At 65.4% G+C, this 18,624-nt stretch carries 14 protein-coding genes; 3 read left to right on the top strand and 11 right to left on the bottom strand.

The annotated features are described in order from the left end of the window. Positions 1-63: 63 nt before the first annotated feature. Positions 64-1,455 (bottom strand): L-serine ammonia-lyase, encoded by a 1,392-nt coding sequence (locus KYC_RS16085; RefSeq protein ID WP_008164177.1) that lies wholly within the window; start codon positions 1,453-1,455, stop codon positions 64-66. A gap of 175 nt (positions 1,456-1,630) precedes the next feature. Between KYC_RS16085 and KYC_RS16080 the strand changes: the two genes are divergently transcribed. Further along, on the top strand, positions 1,631-3,292 hold the full coding sequence (locus tag KYC_RS16080; RefSeq protein ID WP_008164175.1) for a Na/Pi cotransporter family protein: 1,662 nt from the start codon (positions 1,631-1,633) through the stop codon (positions 3,290-3,292). A 251-nt stretch (positions 3,293-3,543) separates the two neighbouring features. Here KYC_RS16080 and KYC_RS16075 read toward each other — a convergent pair whose 3' ends face one another. From KYC_RS16075 to polA, 3 genes are all read right to left on the bottom strand, one after another. Further along, positions 3,544-4,332, bottom strand: coding sequence for a dienelactone hydrolase family protein (locus KYC_RS16075; RefSeq protein WP_008164173.1), 789 nt, complete (start codon positions 4,330-4,332; stop codon positions 3,544-3,546). 53 nt (positions 4,333-4,385) lie between these two features. After that, on the bottom strand, positions 4,386-5,225 hold the full coding sequence (locus KYC_RS16070; protein WP_008164171.1) for a ZIP family metal transporter: 840 nt from the start codon (positions 5,223-5,225) through the stop codon (positions 4,386-4,388). 134 nt (positions 5,226-5,359) lie between these two features. Then, positions 5,360-8,077 carry a DNA polymerase I gene (gene polA / locus KYC_RS16065; RefSeq protein ID WP_008164169.1) on the bottom strand — a complete coding sequence of 906 codons (2,718 nt, stop codon included), beginning with the start codon at positions 8,075-8,077 and terminating at the stop codon, positions 5,360-5,362. Between polA and KYC_RS16060 the strand changes: the two genes are divergently transcribed. After that, positions 8,076-8,756 (top strand): TIGR00730 family Rossman fold protein, encoded by a 681-nt coding sequence (locus KYC_RS16060; protein WP_476499121.1) that lies wholly within the window; start codon positions 8,076-8,078, stop codon positions 8,754-8,756. The genes polA and KYC_RS16060 overlap by 2 nt on opposite strands. A 45-nt stretch (positions 8,757-8,801) precedes the next feature. Here the strand turns inward: KYC_RS16060 and KYC_RS16055 are convergent, their stop codons facing one another. Beyond that, positions 8,802-9,665, bottom strand: a complete 864-nt coding sequence (locus tag KYC_RS16055) for a LysR family transcriptional regulator (protein WP_008164164.1) — start codon at positions 9,663-9,665, stop codon at positions 8,802-8,804. A gap of 108 nt (positions 9,666-9,773) precedes the next feature. Between KYC_RS16055 and KYC_RS16050 the strand changes: the two genes are divergently transcribed. Next, positions 9,774-10,172 carry a tautomerase family protein gene (locus tag KYC_RS16050; RefSeq protein WP_008164162.1) on the top strand — a complete coding sequence of 133 codons (399 nt, stop codon included), beginning with the start codon at positions 9,774-9,776 and terminating at the stop codon, positions 10,170-10,172. A gap of 86 nt (positions 10,173-10,258) precedes the next feature. Here KYC_RS16050 and typA read toward each other — a convergent pair whose 3' ends face one another. The 6 genes from typA to rimP all read right to left on the bottom strand — a co-directional run bounded on the left by typA (position 10,259) and on the right by rimP (position 18,425). Further along, the gene (typA, locus tag KYC_RS16045; protein ID WP_008164158.1) at positions 10,259-12,082 is read right to left on the bottom strand and encodes a translational GTPase TypA; all 1,824 of its coding nucleotides are present in this window, start codon (positions 12,080-12,082) and stop codon (positions 10,259-10,261) included. Then, a complete protein-coding gene (gene truB / locus KYC_RS16040) occupies positions 12,079-12,831 on the bottom strand; it encodes a tRNA pseudouridine(55) synthase TruB (protein WP_043518644.1) in 753 nt (250 codons plus the stop codon). Before truB ends, typA begins: the two co-directional genes overlap by 4 nt. A gap of 39 nt (positions 12,832-12,870) precedes the next feature. Further along, the gene (gene rbfA / locus KYC_RS16035; protein WP_008164155.1) at positions 12,871-13,272 is read right to left on the bottom strand and encodes a 30S ribosome-binding factor RbfA; all 402 of its coding nucleotides are present in this window, start codon (positions 13,270-13,272) and stop codon (positions 12,871-12,873) included. Between the two features lie 24 nt (positions 13,273-13,296). Further along, positions 13,297-16,353: a translation initiation factor IF-2 gene (infB, locus tag KYC_RS16030; protein WP_008164153.1), complete on the bottom strand. Its 3,057-nt coding sequence runs from the start codon at positions 16,351-16,353 to the stop codon at positions 13,297-13,299. Positions 16,354-16,449: 96 nt separating this feature from the next. Then, the gene (gene nusA, locus KYC_RS16025; RefSeq protein ID WP_008164151.1) at positions 16,450-17,928 is read right to left on the bottom strand and encodes a transcription termination factor NusA; all 1,479 of its coding nucleotides are present in this window, start codon (positions 17,926-17,928) and stop codon (positions 16,450-16,452) included. Beyond that, on the bottom strand, positions 17,925-18,425 hold the full coding sequence (gene rimP, locus KYC_RS16020) for a ribosome maturation factor RimP (RefSeq protein ID WP_008164149.1): 501 nt from the start codon (positions 18,423-18,425) through the stop codon (positions 17,925-17,927). The genes nusA and rimP overlap by 4 nt, the downstream gene beginning before the upstream one ends. Positions 18,426-18,624: the final 199 nt, after the last annotated feature.

The following is an 18,624-nucleotide window of genomic DNA, read 5'->3' as shown; positions in this document are numbered from 1 at the left end:
GCCCAGGTAGCAAAAAAGCCCCTTCAAGGGGCTTTTTTGTTGGCCGCGACCGGGATGGGTCGGTCAGCACTCGACGATGTTCACCGCCAGCCCGCCGCGGGCCGTTTCCTTGTATTTGGTCTTCATGTCGGCGCCGGTTTCGCGCATCGTCTTGATGACCGAATCCAGCGACACGTAGTGCTGGCCGTCGCCGCGCAGCGCCATGCGGGCGGCGTTCACCGCCTTGACCGACGCCATGGCGTTGCGCTCGATACAGGGAATCTGCACCAGCCCGCCGACGGGGTCGCAGGTCAGGCCGAGGTTGTGCTCCATGCCGATCTCGGCTGCGTTCTCGACCTGTTCGACCGAACCGCCCAGCGCGGCGGCCAGGCCGCCGGCCGCCATGGAACAGGCCACGCCGACCTCTCCCTGGCAGCCGACTTCGGCGCCGGACAGCGACGCGTTGTACTTGTACAGCAGGCCGACGGCAGCGGCCGTCAGCAGGAAGTCCCGCACGCCCTCGCGGTTGGCGCCGGGCACAAAGCGATCGTAGTAGTGCAGGACGGCCGGAATGATGCCCGCCGCGCCGTTGGTCGGCGCGGTGACCACGCGGCCGCCGGCGGCGTTCTCTTCGTTGACCGCCATGGCGTACAGGTTTACCCAGTCCATGACCGACAGCGGATCCGACAGGGTGCGTTCGGCGCGCTGCGTCAGGTGGCGGTAGAGCTCCGGCGCCCGGCGGCGCACGCGCAACGGGCCGGGCAGTTCGCCGTCGGCTTCCGGATAATTGATGCCGCAGCCGCGCGACACGCAATCCTGCATGACCTGCCAGATGCGGTCGAGGCCGGCGTTCACTTCCGAGGCGTCGCGCCAGGTCAGCTCGTTCTTCATCATGAGCTGGGCCACGGTAAGGCCGCTGTCCCGGCACATGGTCAGCAGTTCGCGCCCCATGCGGAACGGATACGGCAATTGATCGTGCGCGGCGATGACCTGGCTGTTCGACGCGCCGGCCGTCACCACGAAACCGCCGCCCACCGACAGGTAGCGCGCCTCGCGCAGCGATTCGCCGCTGGCGTCGAAGGCGTGGAATTTCATGCCATTAGGGTGTTCCGCCATGGCTTCGCGGCGGTAGAACATCAAGTGTTCCTTTTCCACGAAAGGCAGCGGGTACTTGCCCAGTAGCGGCAACTGCCGGCTGGCGCGCACCGAAGCGATCATGCCGGCGATGGCGGCGGGATCGACGGTATCGGGGGCCTCGCCCATCAGGCCCAGCAGCACGCCCTTGTCGGTGCCGTGCCCCTTGCCGGTCGCGCCCAGCGATCCGTAGAGCTCGGCGCGGACGCTGGCGACTTGCGGAATGAGGCCATCGCGCTCCAGGCCCTGCGCGAACAGCAGCGCGGCCCGCATCGGACCCACCGTGTGGGAGCTCGACGGGCCTATGCCTATCTTGAACAGATCGAAAACGGAAACGGCCACGCAAAACTCCAGTACATCCACGAATGATCAGGCAATGATACGCGTAGCCCATGGCGCACGCAGCAAAGCCCCGCCGGGCGTATCCTGTATTGGCCGGCCGGGTTCCCCCGCCCGCCCGGTCATGCGATCATTACAGAATTATTACTTGTCATAAAAAGAACGGAAACACGCCTGGATGTCTGGACTCATTACCCTGCTTGACTTCGCCGGCTACGTTGCGCTGCTCCTCTGGGGCGTGCATATGGTCCAGACCGGAGTGCAGCGCGCCTTCGGCGCCGCCCTGGGCGCGGCGCTGGGACGGGCGTTGGGCACGCGGCTGCGGGCCTTCGCGGCCGGGCTGGGCATCACCGCCGCGCTGCAGAGCAGCACCGCCACCGGATTGATGATCACGGGTTTCGCGGCCGGCGGCGTCGTCGGCCTGGTGCCGGCGCTGGCGGCCATGCTGGGCGCAAACGTGGGCACCACGCTCATCGTCCAGTTGCTCTCCTTTGACCTGACCGAGCTTGCACCCATCCTGATCCTGGCGGGCGTCTGGATGTTCCGGCGCTATCCGCCGGGACGCACGCGCGACCTGGGCCGGGTATTTATCGGACTGGGCCTGTTGCTGCTGTCGCTGCACCAGCTGGTCGAACTGTTCGCGCCATTCCAGACCGCCCCGATGCTGGGCATGGTCCTGGACGCCCTGGCCACGCAGCCCGTGGCGGCAGTGCTGCTGTCCGCCGCATTCACCTGGGCGGCCCACTCCAGCGTGGCCGTGGTGGTGCTGGTCATGTCCCTGGCCAGCCACCACATGGTCGCGCCGCACGTGGCCTTCGCGCTGGTGCTGGGCGCCAACCTGGGCACCGCCATCAACCCGATGATCGAAGGCGTGACCGGCGACGACCCCGCCGCCCGCCGGCTGCCGCTCGGCAACCTGGCGACCCGGGTGCTGGGGGTGCTGGCCGGCCTGATTCTGCTGCCCTTCCTGCAGCCGTGGATGAGCGACCTTGCCAAAGACCCGGCGCGCGCCGTGGCCAACTTCCACACGCTGTTCAACGTGGTCATCGCGCTGTTCTTCCTGCCGCTGCTGACCCCGTACGCCGCCCTGCTCACCCGCTGGCTGCCCAAGCGCGCCGACCCCAACGATCCGTCCCGTCCCCAGTACCTGGACGAATGGGCGCACGACGTGCCGGCCGTGGCGCTGGGCAACGCCGCCCGCGAGGGCCTGCGCATGGCCGACATGCTGCAAACGCTGCTGCTCTATGCGCGCGCGGGCTTCAAGCGCGACAACCGCCACCGCATGGTGCAGGCGCGCCAGCTCGACAACGCCCTGGACAAGCTGGAAAACGCCATCACCACCTACCTGGCCACGCTGGACCAGGAAAACATGACGCGCGAGGACATCCAGCGGCTGGACGATATTCTGGCGTTCATCAGCAACATCGGCCACGCCGGCGACATTGCCCACCATGGCCTGCTCAGCCACGTCGCCAGGCTGCGCAAGCAGGGCTGGACGCTGTCGCCCGAACAGCGCGCCAGCCTTGACGACACGCTGGGCCAGCTCATCGCCAATCAGCGCACGGCCGCCGCCCTGTTCGTGAATGACGACCTGCGCCAGGCCCGGTTGCTGGCCGGCGAAAAGGCGCGCTTTCGCACCATCGAAACCCAGGCCGCCGACACGCACCTGCAGAAGATCAAGTCCGGCCAGGTCGACGCCGCCGAGGTCGGCGCCCTTTACCTGGACATCCTGCGGGACATGAAGGGCATCAACTCCCACCTGGTCGGCGCTGCGGCCTACCCCCTGCTCGCCCGCCACGGCGAACTCCTCCCCAGCCGGCTGCGGGAATCGGGGAATTAAGGGCCCCCACGCCGCGCACGCTACGCGTGCTTGCTGCCCCCCGAGGGGGCTGCCCCGCCTTCGGGCGGCCGGGCGGCGGGGCGGCCCCCACGCCGCACTCGCTTCGCTCGCTTGCTGCCCCCCGAGGGGGCTGCCCCGCCTTCGGGCGGCCGGGCGGCGGGGCGGCCCCCACGCCGCACTCGCTTCTCGTGCTGATCGTGCGAGCGCAGCGCAAAAAAAACCGACCCGAGGGTCGGTTTTTTTCATCGCGGTCACAGATACCGCTTGAACCACTCCAACATCCTCCGCCAGCCATCCTTGGCGGCCTCGGGGTGGTAGCTGGCGCGGTAGTCGGCCAGGAAGGCGTGGTCGGCTTCGGGGTACACCACGAATTCGGATTGCTTCGCGGCGGCGTTGCCGGCGGACAGTTTCGTCTTCATGGTTTCGACATCCGCCAGCGGAATGCTCGCGTCGCGCCCGCCGTAGAGGCCCAGGACCGGGCCATGCAGCTCGTTCGTCACATCCAGGGCCACGCGCTTGATCAGCGGGCCATGACCGACGCTGAGCTTGCCGTACCAGGCCACGCCGGCCTTCACGTCGGGATTTTGCGCCGCGTACATCCAGGTCAGCCGGCCGCCCCAGCAAAAGCCCGTCACCGCCACGCGGCGGGCGTCGCCGCCGTTGGCTGCCGCCCAGGCCACGCTGGCGTCCAGGTCCGCAAACACCTGTTCGTCAGGCACCTTGCTGACCAGTTCGGAAATGAGCTTCGGAATGTCGGTGTACGCCGACGCGTCGCCCTGGCGCTGGTAGAGATTGGCGGCGACCGCCAGGTAACCGGCCTTGGCGATCCGGCGGCAGATGTCCTTGATGTGCTCATGCACACCGAAGATTTCCTGGATGACGAGCACGATGGGCAGATCGCGCTGGCCCTGGGGCGCGGCGTAATAGGCGTCGATCGGTCCGTTGGCCACGGGAAGCTGGAATTCCCCGTGGACGAGTCCCTGCGTGTCGGTGTGGATCACGGTGGGAGCGACATTGCCGGCGGCGGCGGAAAAACTCATGGAGAACTCCTGTGTTGGGGGTCGACAAAGCCGGCCATCCCCCGCCGCCCGCGCTAGTGCCGGTGGCCGTGCTCCGCGTGCGGCGCGCCATGGCCCGCGCCGGCGCCATGATCATGCCCGTGGTGCATCACGGACGTAACGCCGTAGATCAGCGCCACGCCCACGCCGACCAGCAGCAGCTGCGGGATGGCGTCGGAAAGGGATACCCGTTCGTGCATTTGCGGCATCAGGTCGGCCACCGAGATGTACAGGAAGCTGCTGGCGGCGACCACCAGCACGTACGGCACCCACTCCTGCGCCTGCTGCAGCACGAAGTACCCTATTATGCCGCCCACGGCTGAACACAAGCTGGTAAAGAGGATCAGCGCAAACGCGCGGCGGCGGCGCAGCCCCGCGTTGAGCAGCACGACGAAATCGCCCAGCTTGTGCGGCACTTCGTGGACGATGATCGAGGCGGCCGTCAGGACGCCCAGCAGCGGGTCCGTCAGGAATGCCGCGGCCACCAGCACGCCGTCGCACAGATTGTGCAGCGAGCTGCCGATCAGGATCAGCATCCCGCCGCGCCCCGCCTCGTGGCGGTCGTGGCCCTTGTGATGGTGGTGGCCGTCGCCTTCATGGTGATGGCTGTGGCGCAGCAGCGCGATCTTCTCCAGCACGAAGAACCCGATCAGCGACGCAAGCATCAGGCCGAAGAGCACGTGGGCGTCTCCCACGCCGGTCTCGAAGGCCTCGGGCAACAGGTGCAACAGCGCCACCGACAGCAGCACGCCCACGGACAGGCTCACCATGTGATGCAGGTATTGGGCGAAGACCTTGTACGCCAGCCAGCTGGCGACGAGGACGGCAATCAGTCCACCCGTGACGGTGGCAAGCAGGACCCAGAGCAGCAACATGAGGGAGGGAAGGAAGTAGGCGGTGAAAGCGCAACATTATATTGTTGCAATCCCAAAAGCGGAAATGGGCCGCCAAATGGCGGCCCACAGGGTTCCGCGGCCCGGGACCCGCCCGGCCGCGGAAGGAACAGCCCTTAGTGGGCCTGCTCCCAGTTCTTGCCCACACCGACCTCAGCCACCAGCGGAACCCGCAGGGTCGCCACGTTGCACATCAGGCGCGGCAGCGCTTCCTTGACCAATTCGAGCTCGGCGTCCGGCGCTTCCAGCACCAGTTCGTCGTGCACCTGCATGATCATGCGCGTCTGCAGCTTTTCGGCGTCGAGCCAGTCCTGCACGGCCACCATGGCCATCTTGATCAGGTCGGCCGCCGTGCCCTGCATGGGCGCATTGATGGCCGCCCGTTCGGCGCCCTGCCGGCGCGGCCCCGAGGCGCCGCGGATCTCCGGCAACTGCAGCCGGCGTCCGAAGACGGTTTCGACGTAGCCCTGCTCGCGGGCCAGGCGCCGGGTGCTGTCCATGTACATCGCCACGCCGGGATAGCGGGCGAAGTAGCGGTCGATATACGCCTGGGCAGCATCGCGGGTGATGCCCAGGTTGGATGCCAGGCCAAACACGCCCATGCCGTAGATCAGGCCAAAGTTGATGGCCTTGGCCGCACGCCGCTGTTCGGTGTTCACGCCATCCAGCGGCACGCCAAACACCTCGGAGGCCGTCGCCCGGTGGATGTCCTCGCCCGCTGCGAAGGCGCGCTGCAGGTTGGCGTCGTCCGACACGTGCGCCATGATGCGCAGTTCGATCTGCGAGTAGTCCGCCGACAGCAACATGCCCTGCTCGGCGATGAACGCCTCGCGCACGCGCCGGCCGGCTTCCGTGCGCACCGGGATGTTCTGCAGGTTGGGATCCGACGACGCCAGCCGCCCCGTGATCACCGCAGCCTGGGAGTAATGGGTGTGCACCCGCCCCGTGGACGGATTGATCATGCGCGGCAGCTTGTCCGTGTAGGTCGACTTCAGCTTGGACAGGCCGCGATACTCCAGCAGCACCTGCGGCAGCGGGTAGTCCTGCGCCAGCTTGCTAAGCACTTCTTCGTCGGTGGACGGTGCGCCGCTCGCCGTCTTGCGCACCACGGGCAGCTGCATGCGCCCGAAGAGGATTTCGCCCAGCTGCTTGGGTGAATTCAGGTTGAACGGCTGCCCCGCCAGTTCGTACGCCTTCTGTTCGAGCTGCAGCATTTCCTGCCCCAGCTTGTTGCTCTGCCGGCCCAGTTCGGCAGCGTCCACCTTCACGCCATTGCGCTCGATGATGGTCAGCACGGCCGACACCTGCAGCTCAAGGCGGTAGATGCGTTCCAGCCCTTCATCCGCGGCCACCATGGGTCGCAGCACCTGGTGCAGCTGCAGCGTGAAATCGGCGTCCTCGGCTGCGTAGTGCCCTGCCTTGGCCACTTCCACTTCGTCAAAGCCGATCTGCTTGGCGCCCTTGCCGCAAAGGTCCTCGTATGACACCCCGCTGCGGCCCAGGTAGCGCTGCGCCAGGTCGTTCAGGCCCACGCCGCGGTGGGACTCCAGCACATAGGCCTGCAGCATGGTGTCTTCGGCCACGCCGCCCAGGCGGATGCCTTCGTTGGCGAACACGTGCGTATCGTATTTGGCGTGGTGCAGCAGCTTGGCGCGCGAGGCGTCTTCCAGCCAGGGCTTCAGCCGTGCCAGCACCTCGTCCTTGGGCAGCTGGGTCGCGCCATCCGGCCCGCGATGCGCGACCGGGATGTAGCAGGCCACGCCCGGCGCAACCGACATCGACAGGCCGACCAGCCTGGCCTGCAGCTCGTCCAGCGAGGTCGTCTCGGTATCCAGCGCCACGAGCGGAGCGTCCTGCGCCAACGCCATCCAGGCGTCAAACGCGGCCCAGTCGGAGATGATGCGGTAGTCGATGGTGACCGGCGCGGCCGGCGCTTCGTGGGCGACGCGCGCATCGCCCGCGGGCACGCGCTCGGCATCGCCGGTGAGGTCCCGCAGCCAGGTGCGGAACCCGTAGCGCTCATACAGTTCGGTCAGCGTCGCGTCGTCGCGCGGACGCGGCGTCAGGTCTTCGACGCCATCCACATGGCCGGTCAGGTCGCAATCGCACTTGACGGTCAGAAGCTGGCGGGTCAAGGGGAAGTTGGGAATGGCTTCGCGCAGGTTGTTGCCCGCCACGCCCTTGATGCCGTCGGCGCCTTCGATCAGCTTGTCAATCGAGCCAAATTCCGTAATCCATTTGGCGGCCGTCTTCGGGCCGACCTTGGTCACGCCGGGCACGTTGTCCACGGTGTCGCCCACCAGCATCAGGTAATCCACGATGCGGTCCGGCGGCACGCCGAACTTGTTGACGACGCCGGGCTCGTCCAGCACTTCGCCGCTCATGGTATTAACCAGCGTGACGTGGCTGTTCACCAGCTGCGCCAGGTCCTTGTCGCCCGTGGAGACAATGGTGTGCACGTCGTGCTGGGCGGCGCGCTGGGCCAGCGTGCCGATCACATCGTCGGCCTCGACGCCTTCGATCGCCAGCACGGGCCAGCCCAGCGCACGCACCGCCCGATGGATGGGCTCGATCTGGGCGGCCAGGTCCTCCGGCATAGGCGGGCGGTGCGACTTGTACTCCGGATACAAGTCGTCCCGGAAGGTCTTGCCGCGGGCATCGAAAATACATGCGGCATACTCTGCCTTATGGTCAGATACAAGCTTGCGCAGCATATTCACCACGCCGTAGAGCGCACCCGTGGGTTCGCCTTGCGCGTTGCGCAAATCAGGCATAGCGTGGAAAGCGCGGTACAAGTAACTTGAACCGTCGACCAGTAATAAGGTTTTTTTCATGGTTACAAAGGCAGATATGGATACACCCGCCGGCAAACAAATTCCGCTGATTATGTCAGAGATACGGACGGCGGCAGACAAGCTCGCACACATCGGGCCCGCGGTCAGCGTCTTCGGCAGCGCACGAGTCAGCCGCAATTCTCCCTACTATGAAACCACTATCGCCATTTCGGCCGCTTTGGCCGAGGCAGGTTTCGCCGTTATCGCAGGCGGCGGCCCCGGCATCATGGAGGCCGCCAACAAGGGCGCATTCGAAGCAGGAGGCACAAGCGTCGGCTTGAACATCAGCCTGCCCCACGAAGCGCACAACAACGAATACCAAACCATCAGCTTGTCGTTCGAGTATTTCTTTCCTCGCAAGGCGGCGTTCTTCATGCACAGCTTCGCCTATGTGGCGATGCCGGGCGGGTTTGGCACCCTGGACGAACTCTTCGAAGCGTTGACGCTCATCCAGACAGGCAAGGTCCCGCCGGCCCCGATCGTGCTGGTGGGCAGCGAATACTGGTCCGGACTGGCCGAATGGCTGGGCGACCAGGTGCTCGGAAACGGCATGATCGGCGCGCACGACCTCGACCTCTTCATCATCGAGGACGACCCGGTCAAGGTGGTGCGCAAGGTCGTGGAGTTCCACGAACAGATCAACTCGGGCGCGCAGTACGAACCGTCCCTGCCGGCCTGAACGAACGGCGGCCTCCCCCAGGGGGGCCGCCCCAGATCCTGGCTGCTACGACATCGCCTTGATGATGGCCTCGCGCGCCAGCCCGATGAAATCGCTTTCGCCCGGCCGGGCGGCCAGCAGGCGAAATTCCACGGCCGGCAGCGCCGGCAGGCCAGGCGCGGTCAGCCGCGCGATGCCCGGCGCCAAGGCGGATTCATTCAGGCAGGCCACGCCCAGCCCTGCGGCAATCGCCAACTGCAGCCCCGCCACGCCCGAGGCCACGTGCGCGACGGAATACGGCTGATCGCGCCGCGACAGCAACCGTTCCACATACTGGCGCAACGCGCAGGTCTCCGGCAGCACCAGCAATGGCAAGGAGCCGTCCGGCTGCACGGTTACGCCTTCCGCCGCCATCCACAACAGGGGCTCGCGGCGCAGCAGCGCGCCCTGGGCGCGTCCGCGCCTGGCGCCCCGCTCCTGGATGACCATCGAGATGCCCACGTCGATCTCGCCCCGCTCATAGGCGGCTTCGATCGCCCCGCTTTTCATGATGGTGACGTGCATCCGCACTTGCGGATATTGCTCGTTCAGCCGGCGCAGCATGCGGGCCACGTCCCCAGGACGGAAATAGTCGGTGATGCACAGCCGCAGTTCGCCACGCAGCGCAACCCCCCGCAGGTCCCGGTAGGCCTCGTCGCTGAGCGCCAGGATGGCGCGGGCATGCGCCAGCAGGCGCTCGCCCGCCGGCGTGGCGGCAACGCCCGACTTGCCGCGCACCAGCAGCGGCTGGCCGGCCCGCTCTTCCAGCTTGCGCATCTGCTCGCTGACCGACGATTGCGACAGGAAAACCCGCGGCGCCGCCGCCGTCAGACTGCCCGCATCCAGCACCGCCACCAGGGTGCGCAACTGATCCAGATCGAACCCAGACATGTTTCCATCCAACGGCTTAGTCGATGGATGAAATCGTAAATTCCCGCTTTTCCGATGTCAACGCGCTTCCTACACTGCAGCGGTACCGTTCACAACAGGAGTTGCGCCATGCCTCACATCGTCGTCCACCTTTCCGGCCCTTCCGATCCCGCCATCAATCGCCGCGTCGTCGAATCGGTGGCCGGGCTGACCCAGTCGGTGTTGGGCAAGAAGCTGCCCGTGATTGCGATCACGCTGCAGCACATCCCCCATGACCAGTGGTTCATCGGCGGGCGTCCCTTGTCTGAAATCGGCAAGAACGCCTTCCATCTGGACATCAGCGTCACCGACGAAACCAACACCAAAGGCGAGAAGGCGCGCTACATCCGGGAGATCTACGGCGCATTCCGCGAGATCCTCGGGGACCTGCACGAATGCTCGTACGTGCACGTGATCGACGCGCGCGCGGCGGCCTACGGCTACGGCGGTGAAACGCAGGAATACCGGCACCAGAAGAGCGGCGTCTGACCCGCGCAAAAAAAAGCCGCGCACCTGATGAGGTGCGCGGCCTTTCATTGCCGTAACGAGGGAGGCTGCGCCTCCCGCAATCAAGCTCAGACGGCGGCTTCGCGCGCGGCGCGCTTGCGCTCGTTTTCCAGCAGGTGGCGCTTGCGCAGGCGGATCGACTTCGGGGTGATTTCCACCAGTTCGTCGTCGTCGATGAATTCCACGGCGTATTCCAGCGACATCTGGATAGGCGGAACCAGGCGCACGGCCTCGTCGGTGCCCGAGGCGCGCACGTTCGTCAGTTGCTTGCCCTTGATGGGGTTCACGACCAGGTCGTTGTCGCGGCTGTGGATGCCGATGATCATGCCTTCGTACAGCGCATCGCCCGGGTTGACGAACATGCGGCCACGGTCCTGCAGCTTCCAGAGCGCGTAGGCCACGGCGTCGCCGTTGTCCTGGCTGATCAGCACGCCGTTGCGGCGCTCGCCGATCGAGCCTTCCTTGATGGGCGCGTACTCGTGGAAAATGTGGCTCATCAGGCCCGTGCCGCGCGTCAGCGTCAGGAACTCGTTCTGGAAGCCGATCAGGCCGCGGGCCGGGATCAAGTATTCCAGACGCGTGCGGCCACGGCCGTCCGGCTGCATGTCCTGCAGGTCGCCCTTGCGGCGGCCCAGCTCTTCCATGACGCCGCCCTGGTGCGCGTCTTCGACGTCGACGGTCAGCGATTCGAACGGCTCGCACTTCACGCCGTCGATCTCCTTGAACACCACGCGCGGACGCGACACGGCCAGCTCGTAGCCTTCGCGGCGCATCGTTTCCAGCAGAATGGTCAGGTGCAGTTCGCCACGGCCGGACACTTCGAACACGGTGTCGTCGCCCGTATCGCGCACACGCAGCGCCACGTTGGACTTCAGTTCGCGGTCCAGGCGGTCGCGCACTTGACGGCTGGTCACGAACTTGCCTTCGCGGCCGGCCAGCGGCGACGTGTTCACCATGAAGTTCATGGTCAGGGTCGGTTCGTCGATGCGCAGCATCGGCAGCGGATCCTGGTTGACCGGATCGGTGACGGTGCAGCCGATGCCCAGTTCTTCGATGCCGTTGATCAGCACGATGTCGCCGGCTTCGGCTTCGTTCACGACGATGCGCTCCAGGCCGTGGAACTTCAGGACCTGGTTGATGCGGCCGCGGCCGCCCTGGCCGTCGGGACCGAACTTGTAGGCCACTTCCATGCCGGGGCGCATGCGGCCACGGTTGATGCGGCCCACGCCGATCTTGCCGACGTAGCTGTTGTAGTCCAGCGAGATGATCTGCATCTGCAGCGGACCGTTGGGGTCGTCATCGCGCTGCGGCACGTGCTGGAGGATGGCTTCGAACAACGGGCGCATGTCGCCTTCGCGCACGTCCGGGGTCAGGCCGGCATAGCCCGACAGGCCCGAGGCGTACACCACCGGGAAGTCCAGCTGCTCGTCGGTCGCGCCCAGCTTGTCGAACAGGTCGAACGTGGCGTTGATGACGAAGTCGGGACGGGCGCCCGGGCGGTCGACCTTGTTGACCACGACGATCGGCTTCAGGCCCAGGGCCAGCGCCTTGCGGGTCACGAAGATGGTTTGGGGCATGGGACCTTCAACCGCATCAACCAGCAGCAGCACGCCGTCGACCATGGACAGCACGCGCTCGACTTCGCCGCCGAAGTCCGCGTGTCCCGGGGTGTCGACGATGTTGATGTGGGTGCCTTCGTATTCGACGGCGCAGTTCTTGGCCAGAATGGTGATGCCGCGTTCCTTTTCCAGGTCGTTCGAGTCCATGACCCGTTCGGTCAGCGCCTGGTTTTCGCGGAAGGTGCCGGATTGGCGCAGCAGCTGGTCGACCAGGGTGGTTTTACCGTGGTCCACGTGGGCGATGATGGCGACGTTGCGCAAGGCGCGAGTCATAGCGAGTCCTTTAAGGTCAGGTTGGAGGGCAGCAAGCCCTCCGGCAATTCGTTCAATGCAAGCAATGCCTGCTTCGGGTCTGGCATGGCCTGCAAGGCTTCCAGTTCAACGGCGCGTTCCAGAGAAAAAGGCCCGACATGCGTGCGCCGCAGCGCCGTCAGGTGGGCGTAACAGCCCAGCACGCGCCCGATGTCCTGGGCCAGTGTTCGGATGTATGTGCCTTTACTGCAAGCCACATCGACCTCTGCCTGCGTCCCGTTCAGGGACAACAGCTCGATGCGGTATATCGTGATCTGGCGCGGCGGCCGTTCCAATTCGATGCCGGCGCGCGCGTACTCGTACAAGGGCTTGCCGTCGCGCTTGAGCGCGGAATACATCGGCGGAATCTGCTCGATGGTGCCCGAGAAACGTGACAGCGCATCGCGCAGCGCCTGTTCCTCGACGGCAAATCCCGGTTCGGCGGTGGCCGTGACGTTGCCCGTCAGGTCGCCGGAATCGGTTTCCGATCCAAATTGCAGCGTAGCGCGATATGCCTTGTCGGCGTCAAGCATCGCGCCGGAAATTTTGGTCGCTCGGCCCATACAGCACACCAGCAGCCCGGTGGCAAAGGGGTCCAGTGTGCCGGTATGGCCGGCTTTTGCCGCGTCCATGGCGCGTTTGGCGCGCTGCAAGGCGTGATTACTCGACAAACCCACGGGTTTGTCGAGCAACAGCACACCGTCGAGCGCAAGCCCGCGTCGTTTAGCCATCGTCGAAATCCGGAAAGTAAAGCAGTGACGACAGCCCGGTCAGGACTGGTCTTCTGGCTCGTCGGGAACGCCCGAATGCGGGCCGGGGCGGTTTGCGCGGTCGATGAGGATCGACATTTCGATGCCACGGGCGATCTGCTCGTCGTGGAAGAAGCGCAAAGTGGGGACGGTGTGAATGTGCAGCAGCTTGTAGAGCTGGGAATGCAGCCAGCCGGCCTTCTCGTTCAGCAAGGCGGTCGCGGCTTCGGGCTCGGCGCCCAAAACCGTGAACCACACCTTGGCATGCGCGTAGTCGGTCGACAGTTCCACACCGGAAAGCGTGATCAGTCCGGCGCGAGTCGTGTCGATCTCGCGCTGGATGATCCCGGCCAGATCCTTCTGGATCTGGTCGGCCAGCCGCAGATTGCGGCCGGGAATGGCTTTGGACTTGTGACGGCTCATTAGAAACAATGCCTCGCGGTCGCTTTACAGCGTACGCGCGATTTCCTTGATTTCAAAGACTTCCAGCTGGTCGCCCACCTGGATGTCATTGTTGCCGCGCAGCGTAAGACCGCAATCGAAGCCCGACTTGACTTCCTTGACGTCGTCCTTGAAGCGGCGCAGGGAATCGAGATGCCCCGTCCAGTGGACGACGTTGTTGCGCAGCAGGCGGACCTGGGAATCGCGGCGCACGATGCCATCGAGCACCATACAACCCGCGATATTGCCGAGGCGGGAGATGCTGTACACCTCGCGGATCTCGACCAGGCCGATGATTTCTTCCTTCTTCTCGGGCGCCAGCATGCCCGACATGGCAGCCTTAACTTCATCCACGGCGTCGTAGATGATGTTGTAGTAGCGCACGTCGATGCCGTTGTTCTCGGCAAGCTTCTTGGCGCTGGCTTCGGCGCGCACATTGAAGCCGATGACGACGGCGTTCGAGGCGATGGCCAGGTTGATGTCGGTTTCCGAGATGCCGCCGACGGCGGCGTGCACCACTTGCACGCGGACTTCGTCGGTCGACAGCTTGACCAGCGACTGGACCAGCGCTTCCTGCGAACCCTGCACGTCCGTCTTGACGATGAGCGTGAGCGTCTGGGTGCCTTCGCCGAGGTTGTCGAACATCGACTCCAGCTTGGCGGCCTGTTGGCGGGCCAGCTTGACGTCGCGGAACTTGCCCTGGCGGAACAGCGCGATTTCGCGCGCCTTGCGTTCGTCGGACAGCGCCATCAGTTCGTCGCCGGCGGCCGGCACTTCGGTCAGGCCCTGGATTTCCACGGGGATGGACGGACCGGCCGATTGGATCGGCTTGCCGTTTTCGTCCAGCATGGCGCGCACGCGGCCAAAGCTTGCGCCGGCCAGCACGACGTCGCCGCGCTTGAGCGTGCCGCTCTGCACCAGGATCGTCGCGACCGGGCCGCGGCCCTTGTCCAGGCGGGCTTCGATGACCAGGCCCTTGGCGGGCGCCTCTTCCGGCGCCTTCAGTTCCAGCACTTCGGCTTGCAGCAGCACGTTTTCGAGCAGATCGTCGATGCCTTCGCCGGTCTTGGCGGACACGCCCACGAAGGGCACATCGCCACCGTACTCTTCCGGCACAACCTGTTCGGCAACCAGTTCCTGCTTGACGCGTTCCGGGTTGGCGGAAGGCTTGTCGATCTTGGTCACGGCCACGACCATGGGCACGCCCGCGGCCTTGGCATGGTGGATGGCTTCACGCGTCTGCGGCATCACGCCGTCGTCGGCGGCAACCACCAGGATCACGATGTCGGTCGCCTTGGCGCCGCGGGCACGCATGGCGGTGAACGCCTCGTGGCCCGGGGTGTCAAGGAAGGTCACCATGCCGCGTTCGGTGCGGACGTGATAGGCGCCGATGTGCTGCGTAATGCCGCCGGCTTCGCCCGCGGCGACCTTGGCGCGGCGGATGTAGTCCAGCAGCGAGGTCTTGCCGTGGTCGACGTGGCCCATGACCGTGACGACCGGCGCGCGCGGCAGCTGTTCGGCTTCCGATTGCGTCGCGGTTTCGTCCAGGAAGGCTTCCGGATCGTCCAGCTTGGCGGCGATCGCGATGTGGCCCAGTTCCTCGACCACGATCATGGCCGTTTCCTGGTCCAGCACCTGGTTGATGGTGACCATCTGGCCCAGCTTCATCAGATGCTTGATGACCTCGGCGGCCTTGACGGACATCTTGTGCGCCAGGTCGGCGACGCTGATGGTTTCCGGCACGTGGACTTCACGCGCGATGAACTCCTGCGGTGCCGGCTCGTTGCGGCGGTCGTTCTGCTGGTTGCGGCCGCCACGGCCGCCCGACTTGCCACCGCCCTTGCCGCCCGCGCGCCAGCCGTCGCGGCTGGCCGGAGCTGCCGGCTTGTCCGCAGGCTTCTTGCGCGAGGCGTCGTCGGACCAGGTCGACGCGACTTCGGCCGTCTTGATGGTCTTCTTGGCGCCGGGCGCGGCGGGCTTGGCGTCCTTCTTGGCGCCAGGCGCGGTCGAGCCGGGCTTGCCGGCCGGCTTGTGCAGCGTGCCGGAAATGGGCGCAGCGGCGGGAGCCTCCGGCTCGGGTGCGCGCAGCACCTTGCGAGGACGGTTCAGCATTTCGCGCAGCGCGGCGGCTTCGGCTTCGGCAGCGCGGCGGGCCTCATCGCGGGCGGCCGACGTAGCGGACGCGGCGAGCGGCGGGCCGGCGCGGCGGTTGTCGGCGCGGTTGCCGACCTTGGCGGCGGACACGGGCGCGGCAGCCTCGGGCTTGGCAGCGGATTTGACGGGTTCGGACTTCGCGGCAGGCTTGGCCTGGGCGACAGGCGCGGCGGCCTGGGAGGAAGATGTTTCGGACTTATTGGCTAGCACAGCGGGTTCCGGCTTGGCTTCTTCAGCCTGGGGCTCGGTGGTTTCAGTCTTGATTTCGGGCTTGGCCTCTTCGGCCACGGGCTCGGCAGGAGCAGGCGCCGGCGTCGGTTCGGGTTCAGGCTGAGCCTGGACTTCAGGCGCTTGCGCCTCGACGGGGGCGGGCACTTCGGCCGCGACGGATTCAACAGGCGCGGGCGCGTCGACCGGCGCGGGCGCTTCTACTGCAACGGGCTCCTGTGCTTGGACAGGGGCCGGGGTCTCGGCCTGCACGGGCGCGGTTTCGCGGGGCTCGGGGGCTGCCGGCGCCTCGGGCGCGGTCGGTGCGGAAACCTGCTGCGCCTCTTCGGCTACGGTTTCTTCCTCGGCGCGAGCTGCGGCAGCCTGTTCCAGGGCGATTTCGGAGGGATCGCGCTTGACGAAGACGCGCTTTTTGCGCACTTCCACCTGAATCGTGCGCGAGCGGCCGGTGGCGTCAGCCTGCCGGATCTCGGACGTCTGGCGCCGCGTCAGCGTGATCTTCTTGCCTTCGGTCGCGCCGTGGGCGCGGCGCAGCGATTCGAGCAATTTCGCCTTGTCGCTGTCGGTGACGGAATCGTCGACCGATTTGAGGTCAACGCCAGCCGAACGCAGCTGATCCAGCAGCACGTTGGCAGGCATTTTCAGCTCGGTAGCGAACTGGGCGACGGTATTACTCGACATTAGGCTCTCTCTTCCCTATAGGCAGCTATTACAAACAACGTGAACTTGCGGTGGATGAAACGCAGCCTCCTCCACCGCAGACCCGTGTCCTTTTGGTTATTCTTCGTCGAACCAATGGGCGCGGGCACGCATGATGAGATCGCTGGCTTCCTGTTCGGTCAAGCCGGCGATTTCCGCCAGTTCGTCCGTGGCCAGTTCGGCCAGATCATCACGCGTATGCACTTGACGCTCGGCCAGCTTGGCAGCCAGTTCTTGCGTCATGCCTTCGAGTTCAAGCAAATCCTGTGCGGTCTCAAGGCGCTCTTCCTGGGCGATTGCCTCGGTCAGCAGCGCATTGCGGGCACGGGCGCGCAACTCATTGATGGTGTCTTCGTCAAAGGCCTCGATTTCCAGCAGTTCCTGCATGGGCACGTAGGCGATTTCCTCGATACCGGTAAAACCTTCGTCGATAAGGATGTCAGCGACTTCCTCGTCGACGTCCAGCTTGCTCATGAACGTGGCGCGCAGGCCCGAACGCTCGACTTCCTGGCGGTTCAGGCTTTCTTCCGGCGTCATGATGTTGATCTGCCAGCCGGTAAGCTCGGATGCCAGGCGCACGTTCTGACCCTTGGCGCCAATGGCCTTGGGCAGGTTTTCTTCGTCCACCACGACGTCCATCGCGTGCTTGTCTTCATCGACGACGATGGATTCGACGTTGGCCGGCGCCAGCGCGCCGATGACGAACTGCGCGGGGTCTTCCGACCACAGAACGATGTCGACCTGTTCTCCGCCGAGCTCGTTGCGCACGGCGGTGACGCGCGAACCGCGCATGCCCACGCAAGTGCCGATGGGATCAATACGCTTATCGTATGCCACCACGGCGATCTTCGCACGCACACCGGCGTCGCGGGCCGCGGCCTTGATTTCCAGCAGCCCCTGTTCGATCTCGGGGACTTCGTTCTCGAACAGCTGGCGGATGAACTCGGGCGAGGTGCGCGACAGGATCACCTGCTGGCCGCGCGCGGCGTGGTCGACACGCAACACGAAGGCGCGCACACGGTCGGCCACCCGGAGGTTTTCCTTCGGGATCATTTCGGAGCGCGGCAGGCGCGCTTCGATTTTGCCGGTTTCGATGATGGCGTCGCCCTTGTCCATGCGCTTGATCGTGCCGGACACGATGGTCTCGCCACGGTCCAGGAAGTCGTTCAGCACCTGTTCGCGCTCGGCGTCGCGGATCTTTTGCAGGATGGCCTGCTTGGCGGCCTGGGCGCCGATACGGCCGAACTCGATGGGTTCGAGAGGCTCTTCGATGTATTCGCCTTCCTTGATGCCGGGGACGATTTCAACCGCGTCCGACAGCATTTCCTGCTTGTCGGGTTCTTGCAGGCCGGCCTCGTCGGGCACGACCAGCCAACGGCGGAAGCCTTCGTGGTCACCGGTTTCCCGATCAATGGAAACCCGGATGTCCGCATCATCCTTGAAGCGCTTTTTCATGGCCGAGGCCAGCGCACTTTCGAGTGCGCCGAACACGACGTCACGCGTGACGTTCTTTTCACGCGCCAAGGCATCGACCAACAGAAGAATTTCGCGACTCATCGCTTTTTGCCCTTGAAATCCAGAACGGGATCCAGTTTTGCACGTTCGATGTCGTCGACCGTGAAATTCAACACCTGGACTTCGTTCTTTTTTGCCTCAAATTCGAGACCGAATACGGTCTTGTGCATTCCAGCAGCTGCGTCGGATGCGGGCTCGTCTTCCGGCACGGTCAACGTGCCCGAGAAGACCTTGCGGCCGTCCAATGCCTCACGCAGCTTGATTTCGATGCGCTCGCCCGCGAACCGGCGGAATTCGGCCTCGTTGCGCAGCGGGCGGTCCACGCCCGGCGAACCGACTTCCAACCGCTTGTAGTCGATGTTCTCGACTTCAAACACCCGCGACAACTGGCGGGACACCTGCTCGCAGTCTTCGATGCGCACACCGCCGACCCGATCGATCGTGACGCGCAAAAGGCCCAGGGCGGCACGCTCGACGTCTACGAGTTCGACGTCCATGCCGGCCAGAGCCTCTTCGGTCAATGCGAATAAATCAGCCATATACTCAAAAAAAATGGGCTGCACGCCCAGCCCACCGATATTGCACAGAGCCCAGCCGCTTCCCTACTGCTAGTAAGGAGCAATGCTGGGCTGCGCCCTATATTGCGACCTAAATTTTGGCTTGCGCCGCCTTGTCCGCCCCGCCCTGCTCGACTAGAGCCAGGCACATCGGCGCTTACGCGCCAACCGCAGATAGCGG

Origin of the sequence: Achromobacter arsenitoxydans SY8 (assembly GCF_000236785.1) — a bacterium.
Taxonomy (GTDB): domain Bacteria; phylum Pseudomonadota; class Gammaproteobacteria; order Burkholderiales; family Burkholderiaceae_B; genus Achromobacter; species Achromobacter arsenitoxydans.
The sequence above is the reverse complement of the archived record's forward strand: the minus strand, read 5'-3'. Positions and strand labels throughout refer to the sequence as shown.